Source organism: Neisseria leonii, from assembly GCF_028776105.2.
Taxonomy (GTDB): domain Bacteria; phylum Pseudomonadota; class Gammaproteobacteria; order Burkholderiales; family Neisseriaceae; genus Neisseria; species Neisseria leonii.
Genome location: NZ_CP145606.1, coordinates 1,322,635 through 1,341,049, shown reverse-complemented (window position 1 = coordinate 1,341,049; position 18,415 = coordinate 1,322,635). Strand labels below are relative to the sequence as shown.

At 57.2% G+C, this 18,415-nt stretch carries 17 protein-coding genes; 14 read left to right on the top strand and 3 right to left on the bottom strand.

What is annotated here, in order from left to right; genetic code table 11:
* Window positions 1-265 precede the first annotated feature (265 nt).
* From ORY85_RS06420 to ORY85_RS06360, 13 genes are all read left to right on the top strand, one after another.
* Complete coding sequence (locus ORY85_RS06420) at window positions 266-811, top strand: VOC family protein (protein WP_274572691.1); 546 nt, start codon at window positions 266-268, stop codon at window positions 809-811.
* A gap of 450 nt (window positions 812-1,261) precedes the next feature.
* Complete coding sequence (locus ORY85_RS06415; protein WP_274572692.1) at window positions 1,262-2,263, top strand: fumarylacetoacetate hydrolase family protein; 1,002 nt, start codon at window positions 1,262-1,264, stop codon at window positions 2,261-2,263.
* 511 nt (window positions 2,264-2,774) lie between these two features.
* Window positions 2,775-4,184 (top strand): Na+/H+ antiporter NhaC family protein, encoded by a 1,410-nt coding sequence (locus ORY85_RS06410; RefSeq protein WP_274572314.1) that lies wholly within the window; start codon window positions 2,775-2,777, stop codon window positions 4,182-4,184.
* Window positions 4,185-4,391: 207 nt separating this feature from the next.
* Window positions 4,392-5,033, top strand: a complete 642-nt coding sequence (maiA, locus tag ORY85_RS06405) for a maleylacetoacetate isomerase (protein WP_274572313.1) — start codon at window positions 4,392-4,394, stop codon at window positions 5,031-5,033.
* Between the two features lie 39 nt (window positions 5,034-5,072).
* Window positions 5,073-6,776, top strand: a complete 1,704-nt coding sequence (locus ORY85_RS06400) for an FAD-dependent monooxygenase (RefSeq protein WP_274572312.1) — start codon at window positions 5,073-5,075, stop codon at window positions 6,774-6,776.
* A 17-nt stretch (window positions 6,777-6,793) separates the two neighbouring features.
* Window positions 6,794-6,988 (top strand): hypothetical protein, encoded by a 195-nt coding sequence (locus ORY85_RS06395; RefSeq protein ID WP_274572311.1) that lies wholly within the window; start codon window positions 6,794-6,796, stop codon window positions 6,986-6,988.
* Between the two features lie 196 nt (window positions 6,989-7,184).
* Complete coding sequence (locus tag ORY85_RS06390) at window positions 7,185-8,132, top strand: TRAP transporter substrate-binding protein (protein WP_274572310.1); 948 nt, start codon at window positions 7,185-7,187, stop codon at window positions 8,130-8,132.
* A 53-nt stretch (window positions 8,133-8,185) separates the two neighbouring features.
* Window positions 8,186-8,728: a TRAP transporter small permease gene (locus ORY85_RS06385; protein ID WP_274572309.1), complete on the top strand. Its 543-nt coding sequence runs from the start codon at window positions 8,186-8,188 to the stop codon at window positions 8,726-8,728.
* Complete coding sequence (locus tag ORY85_RS06380; RefSeq protein ID WP_274572308.1) at window positions 8,725-10,050, top strand: TRAP transporter large permease; 1,326 nt, start codon at window positions 8,725-8,727, stop codon at window positions 10,048-10,050. The genes ORY85_RS06385 and ORY85_RS06380 overlap by 4 nt, the downstream gene beginning before the upstream one ends.
* A gap of 259 nt (window positions 10,051-10,309) precedes the next feature.
* Window positions 10,310-11,650 carry a short-chain fatty acid transporter gene (locus ORY85_RS06375; RefSeq protein WP_274572307.1) on the top strand — a complete coding sequence of 447 codons (1,341 nt, stop codon included), beginning with the start codon at window positions 10,310-10,312 and terminating at the stop codon, window positions 11,648-11,650.
* 16 nt (window positions 11,651-11,666) lie between these two features.
* Entirely contained in the window at window positions 11,667-12,461 is a 795-nt protein-coding gene (locus tag ORY85_RS06370) for a 3-hydroxybutyrate dehydrogenase (protein ID WP_274572306.1), read from the top strand.
* Between the two features lie 98 nt (window positions 12,462-12,559).
* Window positions 12,560-13,258, top strand: a complete 699-nt coding sequence (locus ORY85_RS06365) for a CoA transferase subunit A (protein ID WP_274572305.1) — start codon at window positions 12,560-12,562, stop codon at window positions 13,256-13,258.
* A 1-nt stretch (window position 13,259) separates the two neighbouring features.
* Window positions 13,260-13,889 carry a 3-oxoacid CoA-transferase subunit B gene (locus ORY85_RS06360; protein WP_274572304.1) on the top strand — a complete coding sequence of 210 codons (630 nt, stop codon included), beginning with the start codon at window positions 13,260-13,262 and terminating at the stop codon, window positions 13,887-13,889.
* 583 nt (window positions 13,890-14,472) lie between these two features.
* Here ORY85_RS06360 and ORY85_RS06355 read toward each other — a convergent pair.
* Window positions 14,473-15,549, bottom strand: a complete 1,077-nt coding sequence (locus ORY85_RS06355; protein WP_274572303.1) for an FAD-dependent oxidoreductase — start codon at window positions 15,547-15,549, stop codon at window positions 14,473-14,475.
* Window positions 15,550-15,727: 178 nt separating this feature from the next.
* Here ORY85_RS06355 and ORY85_RS06350 point away from each other — a divergent pair, with 178 nt between their 5' ends.
* Window positions 15,728-16,489, top strand: coding sequence for an AraC family transcriptional regulator (locus ORY85_RS06350; RefSeq protein WP_274572302.1), 762 nt, complete (start codon window positions 15,728-15,730; stop codon window positions 16,487-16,489).
* Between the two features lie 128 nt (window positions 16,490-16,617).
* On the opposite strand, the gene ORY85_RS06345 is transcribed toward ORY85_RS06350, so the two are convergent.
* Together ORY85_RS06345 and ORY85_RS06340 are read right to left on the bottom strand one after the other, a co-directional pair.
* On the bottom strand, window positions 16,618-17,139 hold the full coding sequence (locus ORY85_RS06345; RefSeq protein ID WP_274572301.1) for a hypothetical protein: 522 nt from the start codon (window positions 17,137-17,139) through the stop codon (window positions 16,618-16,620).
* 50 nt (window positions 17,140-17,189) lie between these two features.
* The gene (locus ORY85_RS06340; protein WP_274572300.1) at window positions 17,190-18,392 is read right to left on the bottom strand and encodes a hypothetical protein; all 1,203 of its coding nucleotides are present in this window, start codon (window positions 18,390-18,392) and stop codon (window positions 17,190-17,192) included.
* Window positions 18,393-18,415: the final 23 nt, after the last annotated feature.

Here is an 18,415-nt window from a genome sequence, read left to right as displayed (position 1 = left end):
GCAGCCTGCCGCCTGCCCGGTCAGCCGGAGGGCGCAGGAGGCCGTCTGAAAACGAGCGAAGCGAGTTTCTGCGCAGCTAAAACCCGCAAAGCGGGTTTCTGCGGAGCTAAAACAAGCGCAGTGAGTTTCTGCGGAGCTAAAACCGCCAAAGGCGGGTTTCTGCGGAGCTGAAACGGAAAACCGCAGCCTGCCCGAACCATACGTTCAGGCTGCCAACCGGTGCGGCAGACCCGGCTGCCCGCCGACTGTCGAGAGGAGCAACATTATGTCGATTACCCGAGGCGTGCATCACGTTGCCTACCGCTGCAAAGATGCCAAAGAAACAGTGGAATGGTATCAAAAACATCTGGACATGGATTTTGTGCTGGCGATTGCCGAAGACAAAGTACCGTCCACCGGCGAGCCGGACCCCTATATGCACATTTTCCTGAATGCCGGCGGCGGCAACATTCTGGCCTTTTTCGAACTGCCGACCAAACCCGAAATGGGGCGCGATCCCAACACGCCGCTGTGGACGCAGCATCTGGCCCTGAAAGTGGACGATATGGACACCCTGCTGAAAACCAAAGACAAACTGGTGGCGGGCGGTGTCGATGTACTGGGGCCGGTGGACCACACATTGTTCCATTCGATCTACTTCTTCGACCCCAACGGCCACCGCATCGAGCTGGCCTGCGAAGTGTCCACGCCGAAAATGAACCGCGCGTTGGACAAAGTCAAATGGGAGATGCTCAACGAATGGGCGCAGACCAAACGCGCCCCGCAGCACGCACGTTGGATTCACGACGGCAGCGAACCGCCCGAAGTGTAAAGCATGCAGACAGGACGCAACACCGTTTCAGACGGCCGTCAGGCGGGCTTCGATGCCGTTCCGTTTCAGGCTGTCTGAAAATAGTGCGCAGCACTATTTCTGCGAAGCTAAAACGAACGAAGTGAGTTTCTGCGGAGCCAAAACCGCCAAAGGCGGGTTTCTGCGGAGCTGAAACGTGCAAGCAGCGTTCTGCATCAGCCAAAACGAATGAAATGCTTTGTCGGATACAAGTATCCGGCCTACATGGGAGCGGAGCGGGTTTCTGCGGAGCGCAAACAAGACGGGGCGGGTTCAGGCAGCGCCGGAAACGCCTGCCGCCGTTTGACTGCCGTGGCAGGAAGGCCTGACGGCAGCCGTGCCGTAAAAGCCGCAGATGGCGGGCGGCGGTTCACTTTGCTGGCGTTCAGGCAGCCTGAACCCCGAACCGGAAAAATCAACAAGGAAACAATCATGAAACTGGCAACATTGAAACAGGGCGGGCGCGACGGCCGCCTGGCGGTGGTCAGCCGCGATTTGGGCCGTTACGCGCTGCCCGATATTCCCACGCTGCAAGCCGCGTTGGACGACTGGGACAACGCGCAGGGCCGTCTGAAAACGCTGTATGACGAACTGAATGCCGATCCCGCCAAAGGTGAGGCGTTTGATCCCGAACAGTGCCATTCGCCGCTGCCGCGCGCTTACCAGTGGGCGGACGGCTCGGCCTATCTGAACCATGTCGAACTGGTGCGCAGGGCGCGTAATGCCGAAGTACCGGCATCGTTTTACGACGACCCGCTGATGTATCAGGGCGGCTCCGACAGCTTTATCGGCCCGCGCGACGAGATTCTGGCCCAGCCCGAGTGGGGCATCGATTTTGAAGCCGAAGTGGCGGTGGTGAGCGGTGATTTGAAACAGGGTGCCGCGCCCGGAGAGGCCGCCGCCGCCATCAGGCTGGTGATGCTGGTGAACGATGTGTCGCTGCGCGGCCTGATTCCGGCAGAGCTGGCCAAAGGCTTCGGCTTTTTCCAGAGCAAACCGGCCAGCGCGTTCAGCCCGGTGGCGGTAACGCCCGACGAACTGGGGGATGCGTGGCGTGATGCCAAAGTCCACCTGCCGCTTCTGGTGAAGCTGAACGGCAGGCCGTTCGGCCGTCCCGATGCCGGTCAGGACATGACGTTCGATTTCGGCCGCCTGCTGGCGCATGTGGCGAAAACCCGCGATGCCGCTGCCGGTACGATTGTCGGATCGGGTACGGTGTCCAACAAACAGGGCAGCCTGCACGGTTCGTCGGTGGAAAACGGCGGCGCGGGTTACTGCTGTCTGGCCGAAGTGCGCATGTACGAAACCATCGAAACCGGCAAACCGCAAACGCCGTTTATGGATCACGGCGATGTGGTGGAAATCGAAATGCGCGATTCGGACGGCAACAATATTTTCGGCACCATCATCAACCGCGTAAACACGCAGTATTGATACCGCCGTTTACATCAGGCCGTCTGAAAACCCGCGAAGCGGGTTTCTGCGGAGCTAAAACCGTCAAAGGCGGGTTTCTGCGGAGCTAAAACCGTCAAAGGCGGGTTTCTGCGGAGCTAAAACCGTCAAAGGCGGGTTTCTGCGGAGCTAAAACCGTCAAAGGCGGGTTTCTGCGGAGCTAAAACCGTCAAAGGCGGGTTTCTGCGGAGCTAAAACCGTCAAAGGCGGGTTTCTGCGGAGCTAAAACCGTCAAAGGCGGGTTTCTGCGGAGCTAAAACCGCCAAAGGCGGGTTTCTGCGGAGCCAAAACGGGCGAAGCGGGTTTGTGAAAAGCGGAAATAAACACAGCAGGTTTCAGCGGCACCCGACCGCCCAAGGCGGTTCGGCAAAGCGGAACCGGCGAAACGGGTTCGGCAGCCCAAACAGACAGAGCGGATTGCTGCAAAGCCGGAACCGGCGCAGAGCAGGGTCAGGCTGCCTGAACATATTCAGATTCAGACAGGGGAAGAAACATGAACGGAGCGTTAATTGCCATGCGCCCGAAAGAGGCGTTTGTGATCGCCGCCATGATTGTGGCGGTGATGGGTATTACCATGATCGGCTTCGGCTGGGTGCCGCACCTTTCGATTGTGCTGGTGATGTGCGGCCTGTTTGCCTACGGCCGTCTGCGTGGGCTGGATTTTGCCGCCATGCAGGTCAAAATGGCCGACGGTGTGGTGTCGGGTATCGGCGCGATTTACCTGTTTTTCTATATCGGCCTTTTGGTGGCCGCGCTGATGATGTCGGGCGCGATTCCCACGCTGATGTATTACGGCTTCGAGCTGATTTCGCCGAACTATTTCTACATTTCGGCCTTTGTGCTGTGTTCCGTTATCGGTATTTCGCTGGGCAGCGGCTTTACCACCTGCGCCACCGCCGGTGTGGCCTTTTTGGGCATGGCCGAAGCATTTAACGCCGAACCGGCTATTGTGGCGGGTGCGGTGGTATCGGGTGCGCTGTTCGGCGACAAAATGTCGCCGCTCTCGGATACCACCACCATCGCCGCTTCGGTGGTCGGCATCGATTTGTTCGACCACATCCGCAACATGCTCTACACCACCGTTCCCGCATGGCTGCTGACCGCGCTGTGCCTGTGGCTGTTCGGCGGACAGGCGGGGCAGGGAGACTTGTCCGGTGCCGCCGCCATGCAGCAGCAGCTGACCGACAGCGGTCTGGTGCACGGCTACGCGCTGCTGCCCTTGGCTCTGCTGGTATTGCTGGCCGTGCTGAAAGTAAACGCCGTGTACACCATCATCGCCACCATTACCGCCGCCATTGCCGTAACCTATCTGCACAGCAGCCCCTCACTCGCCCAACTGGGCGGCTGGTTCTTCGGCGGCTACAAACCGGCCGAAGGCTTGGATTTGGGCGCGGTCGGCCGTCTGGTATCGCGCGGCGGCATGGAAAGCATGTTTTTCAGTCAAACCATCGTCGTTCTGGCTTTGAGTCTGGGCGGCCTGCTGGGCGGCTTGGGCGTACTGCCCGCACTGCTCTCCGGCATCGGCCACCTGATTACCGGCGTCGGCCGTGCCACCGCCACCGCAGCGGCCACCGCGTTCGGCATCAACTTCCTGATCGGCGAACAATATTTGAGCCTGCTGCTCTCGGGCAACGCCTTCAAACCCCTGTATGCGCGTCTCGGCCTGCACCCGCGCAATCTGGCGCGTACCATCGAAGACGCCGGCACCGTCATCAACCCGCTGGTGCCGTGGGGCGTGTACGGCGTATTCCTGGCGGGCATACTGCAAGTACCGGTGGTGGATTACGTACCGTATGCCTTCTTCTGCTATTTCAGCCTGCTGCTGACCCTGATCTACGGCTTTACCGGCTTCACCATCAGCAAAGTACCGCCGCAAAACCCGCAGCAGACCGACAACACCTGACCCACAGGCCGTCTGAAAACCCGCGAAGCGGGTTTGCGAAGCTAAAACCGTCAAAGGCGGGTTTGCGAAGCTAAAACCGTCAAAGCGGGTCTGCGAAGCGGAAACGGTTGCGGCAGGCTTACCGGGCAACGGACACCCGCCGCCCGCTCCGGCACAGCCGTAATCCGTCCCGTTCATTTTTTCAGACGGCCTTTTGAGAGCAAAACCATGAAACTGTATTCCTATTTCCGCAGCTCCGCCGCCTACCGCGTGCGTATCGCCCTCAACCTGAAAAACCTGCCGTACCGAACGGAGCCCGTCCACCTGCTGCAAGACGGCGGCCGCCAGCGCGGCGCGGAATACACCGCCCTCAACCCGCAGAAACTGGTTCCCGCCCTCACCACCCCCGACGGCGTACTTACCCAATCGCTCGCCATCATCGAATACCTGGACGAAACCTGCCCCGAACCGCCCCTGCTGCCTGCCGATGCCGCAGGCCGCGCCCGCGTACGCACCATCGCCCAACTGACCGCCTGCGACATCCACCCCCTCAACAACCTGCGCGTGCTGCAATACCTCGAACAGCACTTTGCCGCCGACGGCGAAGCCAAAAACCACTGGTACCGCCACTGGATAAACGAAGGCTTTACCGCACTGGAAACCCTGCTGCACAGCCCGCAGACCGGCCGCTTCTGCCATGGAGACAACCCGACACTGGCCGACTGCTGCCTGATTCCGCAGGTGTACAACGCCCGCCGCTTCGGTATCGACCTGACCGCCTACCCGACCATCGCCCGCATCGCCGCCGAATGCACCCCCTTGCCCGCATTCGCCGCCGCCGCACCGGAAAACCAGCCGGATGCGGAGTAGCCGTTTACCGGCTCATACCGCACAGAAACAGGGAGGTTCATGATGCATATCCCGGTTCAAACGCCGCGCCGTTCACTGTATTTCCACTACAAGATTTACCCTTATTTTTTCAGTAAGGAACCAACCGTATCGCCGGAAAACGGTGTCACCGTTGTGGGGGCGGGGCCGATCGGTATGCTGACGGCATTGATATTGGCTGACTGGGGGATTCCTGTTGTGTTAATCCATGACGAGCGACAGTTGTCGGAAGGCAGCAGGGCTTTGGTGTATACCAAACGCTCAATGGACATTTTAGCGGCAGCCGGTGCCGTACAAGATGTGGCTGCACAGGCTTTGCCGTGGACGCACGGCAATTCCGTTTACAAAGGCCGGACCGTATTCCGCATGGCCAGCCCGACCGATCGGCATGACCGTTTTGCCCCTCTGAACAATCTGCAACAGAATTATTTGGAAGAGGCACTGTTGCGCCAAATTGGGCAGAACAGTTTGATTGAGCTGCGTTGGGGGAATAAAGTTATTGATTTGTTACAGAAAGATAACGAAGTCCTGCTGACTGTCGATACGCCAGAGGGCAGCTATTGCCACAGGACGCCTTGGCTGGTTGCCGCCGACGGCGGCCGATCCTTCATACGCAGACACCTGGGTTTGAAAATGGAAGGCAACAGCTATGAAGGCCGCTTTGTGATTGCCGATATACGCATTGATCTGGACTATCCGACAGAACGGCTGGCATTTTTCTCGCCAGACTGGAATCCGGGCAAGACCATTCTGATGCACAGGGAACCGCACAATATTTGGCGGTTTGACTGGCAAATTGATCCGGATGTCCCCGCAGAACAAGCCTTATCGCCCGAAAATCTGCAATATGCCGTTCAATCCCAATTGGAAATGATAGGCAAAGGGCATCTGACCTGGGAATTGGACTGGTGTACTGTTTATTCCGCCAAAGCCTTAACGCTGCCTGATTACGTACACAACAATATTGTATTCGCGGGTGATGCCGCACATCTGTTACCCATTTTCGGCGTGCGCGGTGCGAATACCGGTTTTCAAGATGCTTTCGATCTGGGCTGGAAACTGGCGGGTGTGATTCATGGTTGGGCCAAACGCAGCCTATTGGAAAGTTACAGTGCCGACCGTGTGGGTGCGGCCCGTGAAATTTGTGCCGAAGCGGGTAAGTCCACACGTTTTATGTCGCCGCCCAGCGAAGGTTACCGTTTATTGCGCGATGCGGTTTTGTCCTTATCCTTACAGCACGACTTTGTCCGCCCGCTGTTTCACTGGCGTACTTCCCGCGCCCATGTATACCGCACATCTTTGCTGAATAGCGGCTGCGATGACGATGGCGTGATGACCGGCGGTGCGGAAAACGGTTCCCTGTTTCCGGATTACCGTTTTGCCGACGGCAGTTTTTTATACGGGCGGCTGGCCAACCGATTTACGGCGGTCTATTTCTCCGGCAGCGGGCAGCCTGAACCGGCTTATGAAGCAGAAATGGATACTTTACAGGCAGCAGGCATTCCCATTCAGTCCCCGATTATCCGCCTAAATCAAGATATGCCGTCTGAATGCCAATCCGGCCGCACACCGGGTTTAAGCCATCCGGACGACAGTAAACGTTATGGCGCACAAGAGGGCACCGTTTATTTGGTACGCCCGGACCATCATGTGATGGGACGCTGGCAAACGTATCAGGCAGGTAGGCTTACTGAAACCTTCAAACCATTTTGCGCCCGACTTTGATGAGGAAAGGCACGGCCATGAATGTACCGAACAGGTTAGACCTTGCAGGCTTGGAAGCCATTTATGACAGGTTGGCAGAAACATTGGATAGTATTCCGCCGGAAAAACAAAAAATTTTTCTGGTTAAGTTGTCATTATTATCGGCGGAGGCGTTGGGCAATACTGCTGCTTTCCTTGAATTAATACGGCAGGCTGCCGTATTGGAGGAATGAAACCGCAATCTATGCCGTCTGAAAAATCTGTTTTGGCTTTCATCACAACATCAATACAAAGGAGTAAATGATGCGTCCGCGAAAACACTTTAAAACCTATTTGTCAGCTGCAGTCTGTGTCGCTGCATTATCGTCATGCAGCGAAGATATCGGTACCGGCCAAACAGGTGATGGCAATCAACCTATTGTATTAAAAGTGGCCCACTTCTGGCCGGCTACTTCGCTGGCCCAGAAAAAAATACTGGAACCTTGGTGTGCCAAAATTGCCGAAGCATCCAAACAGCAGATGACTTGCCAGATTTATCCCGCCATGCAGTTGGGCGGTACACCGCCCCAGCTGATTGATCAGGCTGCCGACGGTATAGCCGATATTGTCTGGACGCTGCCCGGTTACAGTGCAGGTCGCTTCCCCAGCATGGAGGTGATGGAACTGCCGTTTATGACCCGAACGGCCGAATCCGGCAGCCGTGTTGCCTGGCAAATCTATGACGAATTCGGCCGCAAAGATTTTACCGACGTGAAACCTCTGGCGTTCAATGTGCATGATCGCGGGCAAATACATAACAATGTCCGCCCCATTACGCGGCTGGCAGATTTTAAAGGCCTCAAAATGCGCGCACCCACACGCCTGACCAATAAAATGTTGTCCGCTTTCGGGGCGACACCGGTCAATATACCCCTGCCCGGTCTGGCGGATTCGGTATCCAAAGGCGTAGCCGACGGTTATATTTTGCCGTGGGAGGTCATCCCCACCATGAAACTGCATGATATGACCCGATACCATTCCGAAATCAATGCACCGGAAAATGCTTTATTCAGTGCGCTGTTTACAATTGCTATGAACAAACAGCGCTATGACGGCCTGCCTGATCATCTGAAAAAAGTGATTGACGATAACTCGGGTGCTGATTTTTCGGCCGCTATCGGCAAGGCTTGGGACGAATCGGTCAATACTGCCAAACAACCTGCCGTTGAGCGCGGCAATGCCATTAATGCTATTGATCATGCGGGCATCAATGAAATCAAGGCGGCCGCGGCCCAAGTGGAAGCAGACTGGATGAACGAAATGGGCCAAAAAGGTTATGACGGCAAAGCGATGGTGGCGCGCGCCAAAGCACTGATTGCCCAAGCGGCCCAACCGTAACTGCCCAGTCCAAAGCGGCCATGCGCCCAACCATCAAGTAAAGTAGGTACAACATGTCGGTCGATACTGAAATCGGAACAGAGAAAATACCGCAAGACGCTCCGGGCAGATTGTTATGGATATGGTCAAAATGGTCTGCTTTGGGCGGTGTCGTCATCTTAGTTTTGGTTTGCCTGATTTCTACCGTCAGCGTGCTGGGCAGGTGGCTGTTTTCGGCTCCGCTGAAAGGTGATGTGGAATTGGTGCAGATAGGTTGCGCACTGGCGATTAGTGCTTTTCTGCCTTATGCGCAAATGAAGAATGCGCATGTGATTGTCGATTTCTTTACCATGAAAGCCCCTGAGGCAGTGCGCCGCCTATTAGATGCAGCGGCTGCACTGATATTGGCGGCAATCGGCTTTGTATTGGCATGGCGCAGTTATTTCGGTGCGGTGGGGGCGTTTAAGTCCAAATCCGCCACCATGATTTTAGGCTGGCCGGAATGGTGGTCGCACATCAGCATTGCACCCGGCTTTTTTCTGCTGGGACTGACTGCGCTGTATACCGCGTGGCATGTTATCCGGCCGCACAATCAATCATCATCGGAGGCATCATGACCGATACGGTAACCATAGGATTGATCATCGGTGCATTCACTATCGGGTTGCTGGTGCTGCGCATACATATCGGTACCGCCATGCTGTTGGCCGGTTCGCTGGGCTATATGTGGGTAGCAGGCTGGCTGCCTTTGTTGAATTATTTGAAAAACGTTGCGTTTGCCCGTTTTTCCGTCTACGACCTGTCGGTTGTACCGCTGTTTCTGCTGATGGGCAATCTGGCTTCGCGCGGCGGACTGTCGCGGCGGCTGTTTCAGACGGCCAATGCGTTTTTGGGGCATTACCGCGGCGGTGCTGCGGTCAGCGCCATCGGCGCGTGTGCGGGGTTCGGCGCGGTTTGCGGATCGTCGCTGGCCACTGCCGCCACCATGGGGCAGGTTGCCCTGCCGGAGCTGAAACGCGCCGGTTATTCCGATGCGCTGGCTACGGGCGCACTTGCGGCAGGCGGAACATTGGGCATTCTGATTCCCCCTTCTGTGGTGCTGGTGATTTATGCGGTACTGGCCGAGCAGAATGTATCCGTGATGTTTATGGCGGCACTGGTGCCGGGTATCATTGCCATGCTGGGCTATATGGCCGCCGTGGCGGTTTATGTACGGCTCAAACCCGGCAGCGGGCCTGCCATGCCGCGTGTGCCGTGGGGGGAACGCTTCCGGCTGCTTAAAGGCGTGTGGCCGGTGGCGGCAGTGTTTGTGACCGTTATCGGCGGTATTTACGGCGGCATTTTTACACCCACCGAAGCGGCTGCAATCGGCACGGTGGCTGTGGGGCTGCTCGCCTGGCTGACCCGGGAACTGGACGGCAGCGGCCTGATGCAGGCTCTGCTGGATACGGCATCGGCCACCGCGATGATTTTTCTGATTCTGCTGGGGGCGGATGTGTTAAATGCCTTTTTCGCCCTGTCGCAAATGCCCGCAGGGGTGGCGGAATGGGTGGCCGGCAGCGGGCTGCCTGCGTGGGCGGTGTTGTTGGCAATCATCTTGATTTACCTGATACTCGGCTGCGTGATGGACAGCCTGTCGATGATTCTGCTCACAATACCGGTCTTCCTGCCGATTATTATGGGCATGGATTTTTTCGGTCTGAATCCGACGGACAAAGCAGTCTGGTTCGGCGTGCTGGCTTTGATGGTGGTGGAAGTGGGACTGATTACGCCGCCCGTAGGCATGAATATTTTTGTGGTAAACAGTATGGCAAAAGGGGTGCCGATGAAGGAAACCTATCGGGGGGTGCTGCCGTTTCTGTGTTCCGATTTGATCCGTATCGTGCTGTTGGCGTTTGTGCCTCCCGTAACGCTGGGGCTGGTGTATTGGCTGTCCTGAAAGGCCGTCTGAAAATAGTGCGCAGCACTATTTCTGCGAAGCTAAAACGAACGAAGTGAGTTTCTGCGGAGCTAAAACCGCCAAAGGCGGGTTTCAGCGAAGCCAAGACCGCCAAGGCCGGGTTTCTGCGGAGTTGAAGCGGACGGGTTGGATTTCTGCACAGTCCAAACGGGTAAAGCGGATTTCCGTGCAGCGGAAGCGGGCGGTATGTTTCCGTGCCGCCGCAACGGCCGTATTCATATTGAGAGGAGAAAAAGAAATGTTCCGTACCGTTACTGCGTTGAGTGTGCGGCTGGTGCAGAATTATCTGCCGTCGCCGTTTGTGTTCTGTATTCTGCTGACGGTTTTGGTGTATGCCGCGGCGGTGCTGGCAGGCGGTCAGACACCGGCGGCTGCGGCCGATGCCTGGGGCAGGGGTTTGTGGTCGCTGCTGGGGTTTTCCATGCAGATGGCGCTGATTCTGGCTACCGGTCATGTGCTGGCGAAAGCGCCTGCGGTCAGCCGTCTGCTGGACGGTTTGGCCGCGCGGGTGCGCAGTCCGCGTACGGCGGTGGTAACGGTTACGCTGGTGTCTTTGGCAGCCTGCTGGATTAACTGGGGATTCGGGCTGGTGGTCGGCGCGGTGTTGGCGAAGGCGCTGGCGCGTCAGGTGAAGGGGGCGGATTATCCTTTGCTGGTGGCATCGGCCTATTCGGGTTTTCTGATTTGGCACGGCGGGCTGTCCGGGTCGATTCCGCTGGCTTTGGCCACGGAAGGGGCGGATTTGCTGAAAATGTCGGGCGGCACGGTTCAGACGGCCGTGCCGGTGGCCGAAACGCTGTTTTCGCCGCTGAATCTGTCGATTGTGGCCGGGCTGCTGGTCGGGCTGCCGCTGATGAATATGCTGATGATGCCGAAAAATCCGGTGGCGGTGGAGGCGGCGAAGCTGCGGGAGCCTGAAATTGTGCCGCCGCCGCGCGATACGCCGGCGCAGCGGTGGGACGACAGCCGTCTGGCGGCGTTGGTGCCGGCGGTTTTGGGCGGGGTGTATCTGTACGGCCATTTCAGCGGCAAAGGGTTTAATCTGGCGCTGAATATCGTCATCGCGGTGTTTCTGTTTGCCGGTCTGCTGGCGCACGGTACGCCCGAGCGTTACGGCCGTGCGGTGGAAGAGAGTGTGAAGGGGATTGCGGGCATTGTGCTGCTGTTTCCGTTTTACGGCGGTATTATGGGGCTGATGACGGCTGCGCCGGAGGGCGGGATGTCGCTGGCGGCGGTAGTCAGCAACGCGTTTGCGGCATGGTCGGACAGCCGCAGTTTCCCCGTGCTGGCGTTTCTGAGTGCGGGTTTGGTGAATGTGTTTGTGCCTTCGGGCGGCGGGCAGTGGGCGGTGCAGGGGCCGATTATGCTGCCTGCGGGGGTGGAGCTGGGTGTCAGTCCGGTGGTGTCGGCGATGGCGGTGGCTTGGGGCGATGCGTGGACGAATATGGTTCAGCCGTTTTGGGCGTTGCCGCTGCTGGGCATTGCCGGTTTGGACGCGCGTGCGGTGATGGGCTACTGCCTGATGGCGCTGCTTTATTCGGGGCTGCTGATTTCGGCGGTGTTCCTGTTTTTGGTTTAAGGCTGCGGAGGCGGATATGGCGGTGCAGTATGATTTGAGCGGCAAAACCGCTTTGGTTACCGGTGCGGCCAGCGGCTTGGGCAAAGAAATCGCCCTGCAATACGCCCGCGCGGGTGCAAACGTGGGTGTCGCCGATTTGAATGTGCAGGCTGCCGAAAACACAGTAAGCGAAATCCGCGCCGCAGGCGGCAGCGCGTTGGCTTTGACGATGGACGTTACCGACCAGGCCGCCGTGAATGCGGGTACGGATAAATTGGCCGAAACATTCGGCGGCATCGATATTCTGGTATCCAATGCGGGCGTGCAGATTATCGACCCCATCGACAAACTGGCCTTTGCCGATTGGAAAAAAATGCTGGCCATTCACCTGGACGGCGCGTTTCTGACAACGCAGGCAGCCTTAAAACATATGTATGCGGACAAACGCGGCGGCACGGTGATTTATATGGGTTCGGTGCATTCGCACGAGGCCTCGCCGCTCAAAGCCCCGTATGTAACCGCCAAACACGGCCTGCTGGGGCTGTGCCGCGTGCTGGCCAAGGAAGGGGCGGCGTACAACGTGCGCAGCCACGTCATCTGCCCGGGTTTTGTCAAAACGCCGCTGGTGGAAAAGCAGATTCCCGAGCAGGCACGTGAAAAAGGCATCAGCGAAGAAGAAGTGGTCAAAAACATCATGCTGGGCAACACGGTGGACGGCGAATTTACCACCACCGCCGACATTGCCCATCTGGCCTGCTTTTTGGCGGCTTTTCCGACCAACGTGTTCACCGGGCAGTCGTTTCTGGCGGGACACGGCTGGGGCATGAAATAACGGCCGCCCTGCGCCCATAAACATACAGGCTGCCTGAAAACAGATACGGCTTTCAGACGGCCTCCACCGCTTTTAACAACACAACGAAGGAGCCATATATGGACAAACGTTACCCCGATGCTGCCGCCGCGTTGGCAGGCATTGTTTCAGACGGCCAAACCGTTGCCGTCGGCGGCTTCGGCCTGTGCGGCATTCCCGAAGCGCTGATTGCCGCCCTGCGCGACAGCGGCGTGAAAGACCTGACCTGCATCAGCAACAACGCGGGCGTGGACGGCTTCGGTCTGGGCCTGCTGCTGGAAAGCCGCCAAATCAAAAAAATGATTGCCTCGTATGTGGGCGAAAACAAAGAATTCGAGCGGCAGTTTTTATCGGGCGAACTGGAAGTGGAACTCACGCCGCAGGGCACGCTGGCGGAAAAACTGCGGGCGGGCGGCGCGGGCATCCCCGCTTTCTACACCAAAACCGGCGTCGGCACCCAAGTGGCCGAAGGCAAGGAAATCCGCGAATTTGACGGGCAGGAATATGTGCTGGAACGCTCGCTCACGGCGGACATCGCGCTGGTCAAGGCCTGGAAAGCCGATACGGCGGGCAACCTCGTCTTCCGCAAAACCGCGCGCAACTTCAATCCCGACGTCGCTACCGCAGGCAGAACCACCATTGCGGAAGTGGAAGAACTGGTGGAAACAGGCAGCCTCGACCCCGACCAAATCCACCTGCCCGGCATTTACGTCCACCGCATCATCGTGAACGCAAATCCCGAAAAACGTATCGAACAACGCACCGTAAGAGAGGCATAACATGGCTTGGACACGCGAACAGATGGCGCGCCGCGCCGCACAGGAATTGCAGGACGGTTTTTACGTCAATCTGGGCATCGGCCTGCCCACACTGGTGGCAAACTACATTCCCGAGGGCGTGAACGTGATGCTGCAATCGGAAAACGGCCTGTTGGGCATCGGCGCCTTCCCCGATGAAGACCAAATCGACGCCGATTTAATCAACGCGGGCAAGCAGACCGTAACCGCCGCACAGGGCGCGAGCTTTTTTTCCAGCTCGCAATCGTTCGCCATGATACGCGGCGGCAAAATCAATTTGGCCATTCTGGGCGCGATGGAAGTATCCGGACAGGGCGATCTGGCCAACTGGATGATTCCGGGCAAAATGGTCAAAGGCATGGGCGGCGCGATGGATTTGGTGGCGGGCGTGCAGCGCGTGATTGCGCTGATGGAACACACCGCCAAAGGCGGCGCATTCAAAATCAAACCGCAGTGCGATTTGCCGCTGACGGGCAAAAAAGTCGTCCACCGCATCATCACCGATCTGGGCGTATTCGATATCACGCCCGACGGCCTGAAACTGATCGAGCTGGCCGACGGCGTGGATTTCGATACCGTTCAGGCAGCCACAGGGGTAACCGTGTTGCGCTGATGCCGCGCACAGGCCGTCTGAAAAACATCGGCAGCGGCCGGATACGGCTTGCCCGGTTCTGTTTGTGTCGGACTCGGCTATCCGGCCAAACGGGTTATGCAGGCCGGATAACCGTTATCCGACAAAACATAAGCTGTGCAACGGTTATTTCTGAAATCCGGCTGGCAGTCGGATTCAAGAATCCGACCTACATGAGGCAGCCTGAAAAGCGGGATAACCGAAACGTAGGTCGGATACTTGCTATCCGACAAAACGAGACAGTCGAACAGAGATGTTTCTGAAAACCGCAGCGGCATGGTCGGATTGGAAAATCCGACCTGCTACATGGCCGACGGCGTGGATTTCGATACCGTTCAGACGGCCACAGGGGTAACCGTATTGCGCTGATGCCGCGCACAGGCCGTCTGAAAAACACCGGCAACGGTTGGAGATCGGATACGGATTGCCCGGTTCTGTTTAAGTCGGATTCGGGTATCCGGTCAAACGGGCTATGTTAGGTCGGATACCCGTTATCCGACAAAATGGAAGCTGCGCAACGGCTGTTTTCTGCAATACGGTTGGCAGTCGGATTCAAGAATCCAGCCTACATAGCAGTGTAGCGGATATCGGGATCGTGCCGTACGCGGCCGCCGTCTGCCAGCTGCACGGCCAGATCGGCCACGGCCGCGCTGACGGCGGGCGCAATCATAAAACCGTGGCGGAACAGGCCGTTGGCTTCAATCAGGCGGCGGCTCGGGCTGTAACGGATTTCGGGACGGTGGTGGTTGAGGGTGGGGCGCAGGCCGGCGGACAGTTCGAGGATTTGGGCCTCGCCGAATGCGGGGTGGACGGCATAGAGTGCCGAGAGCAGTTCCAATCCCGAGCGAACGCTTGCCGGTGCGCGGCTTTCGCTTTCAATCTGGGTGGCACCTACCACAAAAATATGGTTTTCTTTGGGCGCGATATAGAGCGGATAACGCGGGTGCAGCAGGCGGACAGGGCGGTTGAGCGTGATTTCCGGCGCAAAGACGCGCGCCACTTCGCCGCGCACCCCGCGCAGGCGGCTGCCGTCTGCCCGATGCCAGCTGTTTTGCGCACCGAATCCCCGACAGTCGATGATCAGACCGTGCTGTGCCGCCAAGGTATCGGGATCGGCAGCCGTGTGCCAATGACAGCATACACCGTACCGCTTCAAGGCTTCGGCCAGCGCGACCAGTGTTTGGCGGTTGTCCAGCTGGCCTTCCTGCGGCAGGAAACAGGCCGTCTGAAAACGGCCGGACAGCTGCTTTTCGTGTTCGGCAAGCTGTTGTGCCGTCCAGATTTCCGGTGCTGCGGGCGGTTTGCTGCGTTGCAGGTGCTGCAAAAACTGCACCGACAGTGGGCGGTCTTGGCCGTGCCAGACAATCAGGCTGCCGTTTTCCTGAAAAAATACGGGCAGAGGCAGTTTGGAAACCAGCGCGCGCCACAGCGGCAGGCTGCGGCGGCCGAGCGAAACCACTTCGGGCGGTGCATCGACCGATTCGGCCGAGGGCGCGAGCATGGCGGCGGCAATATAGGCCGCCGAACCTCCGCCCGCTTCGCCGCCCTGTTCATACAGGCTGACATTCCGGCCGCGTTCGACCAGATTCAGCGCGCACAAACGGCCGAGCAGGCCGCCGCCCAAAACAGCAATATCTTCCATCAGAATCGGTACCTTTCTGTCGGCTGACGGCGCACTTTTCAGACGGCCGCCCGGCGGGATAAATAGACTTATCCGGTTCCGTTTTTCGGGTTTCCGCTGTATTCTAGCCGCAAAAAGGCCGTCTGAATACGCATAGCCGCCCGTTCTCCGCCGCCGAACCGTATATCCCGATCCCATCATGAATCCCGAACTGCCTGCCTACCGTCCGGCCGATTTGGACGAACTGCTCCGCAGCCTGCACCTTTTCGCACCGGTGCTGCGCGTGCTGCCCAGCACCGTGTTTTTTGTCAAAAACACACGGGCGGAATATGTCTATGCCAACGATACACTGCTGCACCGCCTGCAACTGCCCGATATGGCGGCATTGACGGGCAAAACGTCCGAAGACCTGTTCCGTTCCGAGTGGGGACGGCGGTACACGCAGCAGGACAGGGAAGTGCTGTCCGGCGGCCGCACCATCAGCGGCAAGCTGGAACTGCATACCTACACTTCGGGCGGTTTGGGCTGGTGCATCACCCACAAAATGCCGGTATACAACCCGCAGGGCGGCATCATCGCCATGTTCGGCGTATCCGTGGACGTGGACGGCAACGACGGCAACCGTCCCGAACTCAACCGCAAAATCGCCCTGATCGAAACCTATATCGCCGAACATTTCGGCCAAAACATCAAAATGCAGGATTTGGAACGGATTTCCCGCCTTTCCACCGCCCAAATCGAGCGTTATTTCAAAAAAATCTTCCGCATCACGCCGTCGCAATATATCCAGAAAGTGCGTATGGAGGCCGCCGTCGCCCTGCTGGAAACGGATTTGTCGGTAACGGAAACCGCCGCCCGCTGCGGCTATGCCGACCACAGCGCGTTTACGCGCCAGTTCAAAAACCTGATCGGCATTTCGCCGTCCGAATTTAAAAAGTCGCGGCAAGAGGGCAGGGTGTGAAGTGGGAAGCGGCGGCGGACGCAATCTGCAAAGCATGGCAGGCGGATACTTCCGCTTCGGTTCTGTTGGCGGTTCGGCTCTTGGGCCGTCTGAACTGTTTTCAGACGGCCTGTTTCGTCAAACACCCCTTATTTTCTTTTGATATTGGTTTTCCCGAGAAAATACAGGGAGAAAGTAATGGGAAACCTCAATCCTGCATAAATACATATTGTTTTTGAGCTGAGCAGAGCCAGGAATAAGTGGGGGGTATTATGAAAAGATTCTGTCGCCATAAAGTTTCTACCTTTAAAGATGGAAAATTCTTGCCGGTACAGGCTGAACCAGAACGCCCAAAGCCCAAGGCATAAGAGAATCAGGTTGGCTTTTCGGATATTTTTCGGAAGCGGTATGACGAGATCGTTCCTCCGCCAAAATCCCATAAACGCGCCCGAGATAACGGCAAGGACAACAGAGAAATTGTTGATGACTTTGGCGGCAAAGGGATAATTGGAAGGCAGAAAATATCCGTTTCCCAGTAGATAATCATCGATAAAGCGGTTGAGGGCGAGATCGAAACTGCCTGTCGGGTGTGCCGGTATAAAAATAAACAATACGGCGGGTAAGATTAATATGGAATAGACAGTATATTCTTCAATTTTGGTTCTGTTCATGATATTTAAGCTCCGGAGCCGTCTGAACTGTTTTCAGACGGCTTTGATGGTTATGCCCATACATTTCCTGCGTCATCATACGGATAAACGGTATTGGTGAATGCGTCGGGATAGCGGGGTTGTTCTTCGGGTAACGGGGCGGGCGTTTCCAAAGTAGGGCTGCCGAAGATACGGTCCAATTCGCGCGCATTCCGTTCCATGATTTCATCGGCCAAACGCGGATCGGGCAGGCTTTCCCAGTCAATCTCCGTTCTGATCAGCGAATCGAGATAGTCTTGCGGCGACATATTGAACCGGGCGGCTGCCGCGTTCAAGTAGGCATAATCGATCTGCGGATCGGGATCGGATGGCGGATGTGCAGCGGCTTGCGGTGCCGTACCGGATCCGGTTGTGCTTTCTGCGGCAGGCGGGCTGTCTGATGTCTGTCCGGCTTCGGAACCGGGCATCCCGGCTTCGGATTGTTGCATGATTTTTTCCAGAATATCCCGATTGTCGATGATCTCGATTTTCGGGCTGTTGATCTTCAGATGCGCCGATGCGTCGATATTGCCGATAACGGTCAGGGTGTTGCTGTCGATTTCCAGTGTTTGAAATTGTTGCCGGCCGATCAGAGTAATGTTGTCGGCTGTCAGTTTGACATGGCCGGTGTATTGATGGTTGCCGAATACGACCAAATCCGAATATGGAAAGGTATTGCTGCCGAAATCCAACAGGCCGGAGGTGGAAAGTTCTTTGTCCAATGAGTCAATAAAAGTATTGATGGCAATAAATGTCAGTAAGACGCTTGTGCCGATAGTAAGGGCAGTAAGCACACCGGCAGGAGCACTGACTCCCAGCAGTGCCATTCCCAGCATTCTGGCAATGGCGGCACTGCCGCTGATTGTTGCGTCGGTTGCGGCGATTTTGGCAATCATTCCGGCAACGGGGTCCCAATTGCCGTCCTGACAGGCCTGTTTGATACGGCTGCCGAGTTCGTAGGCATCGGCCAGGTCGCCTATCGCACCTGTGATTTTGGTGATGCCTTCGAGCGCATGTAGTTTGCCGGCGGTTTCGCCGTATTTCTGCGTCAATTCCGCCGTATCGGCACGCAGTTTTTCTACTGCTTCGTTTAAGGCTTCGCGGTTGGCGGCATAGAATGCTTTGCGTTCGTCATAGATATGGCCTTCTTCAAAAGCCATGATGTTGTGCGAGAGTGCCGAAGCCAGATTGTGTTTGGCCGATGCCTGGCTTTTCAGTTGTTCGAGCTGCTTCATCAGGGTCTTGTGCGGGTTGCGGG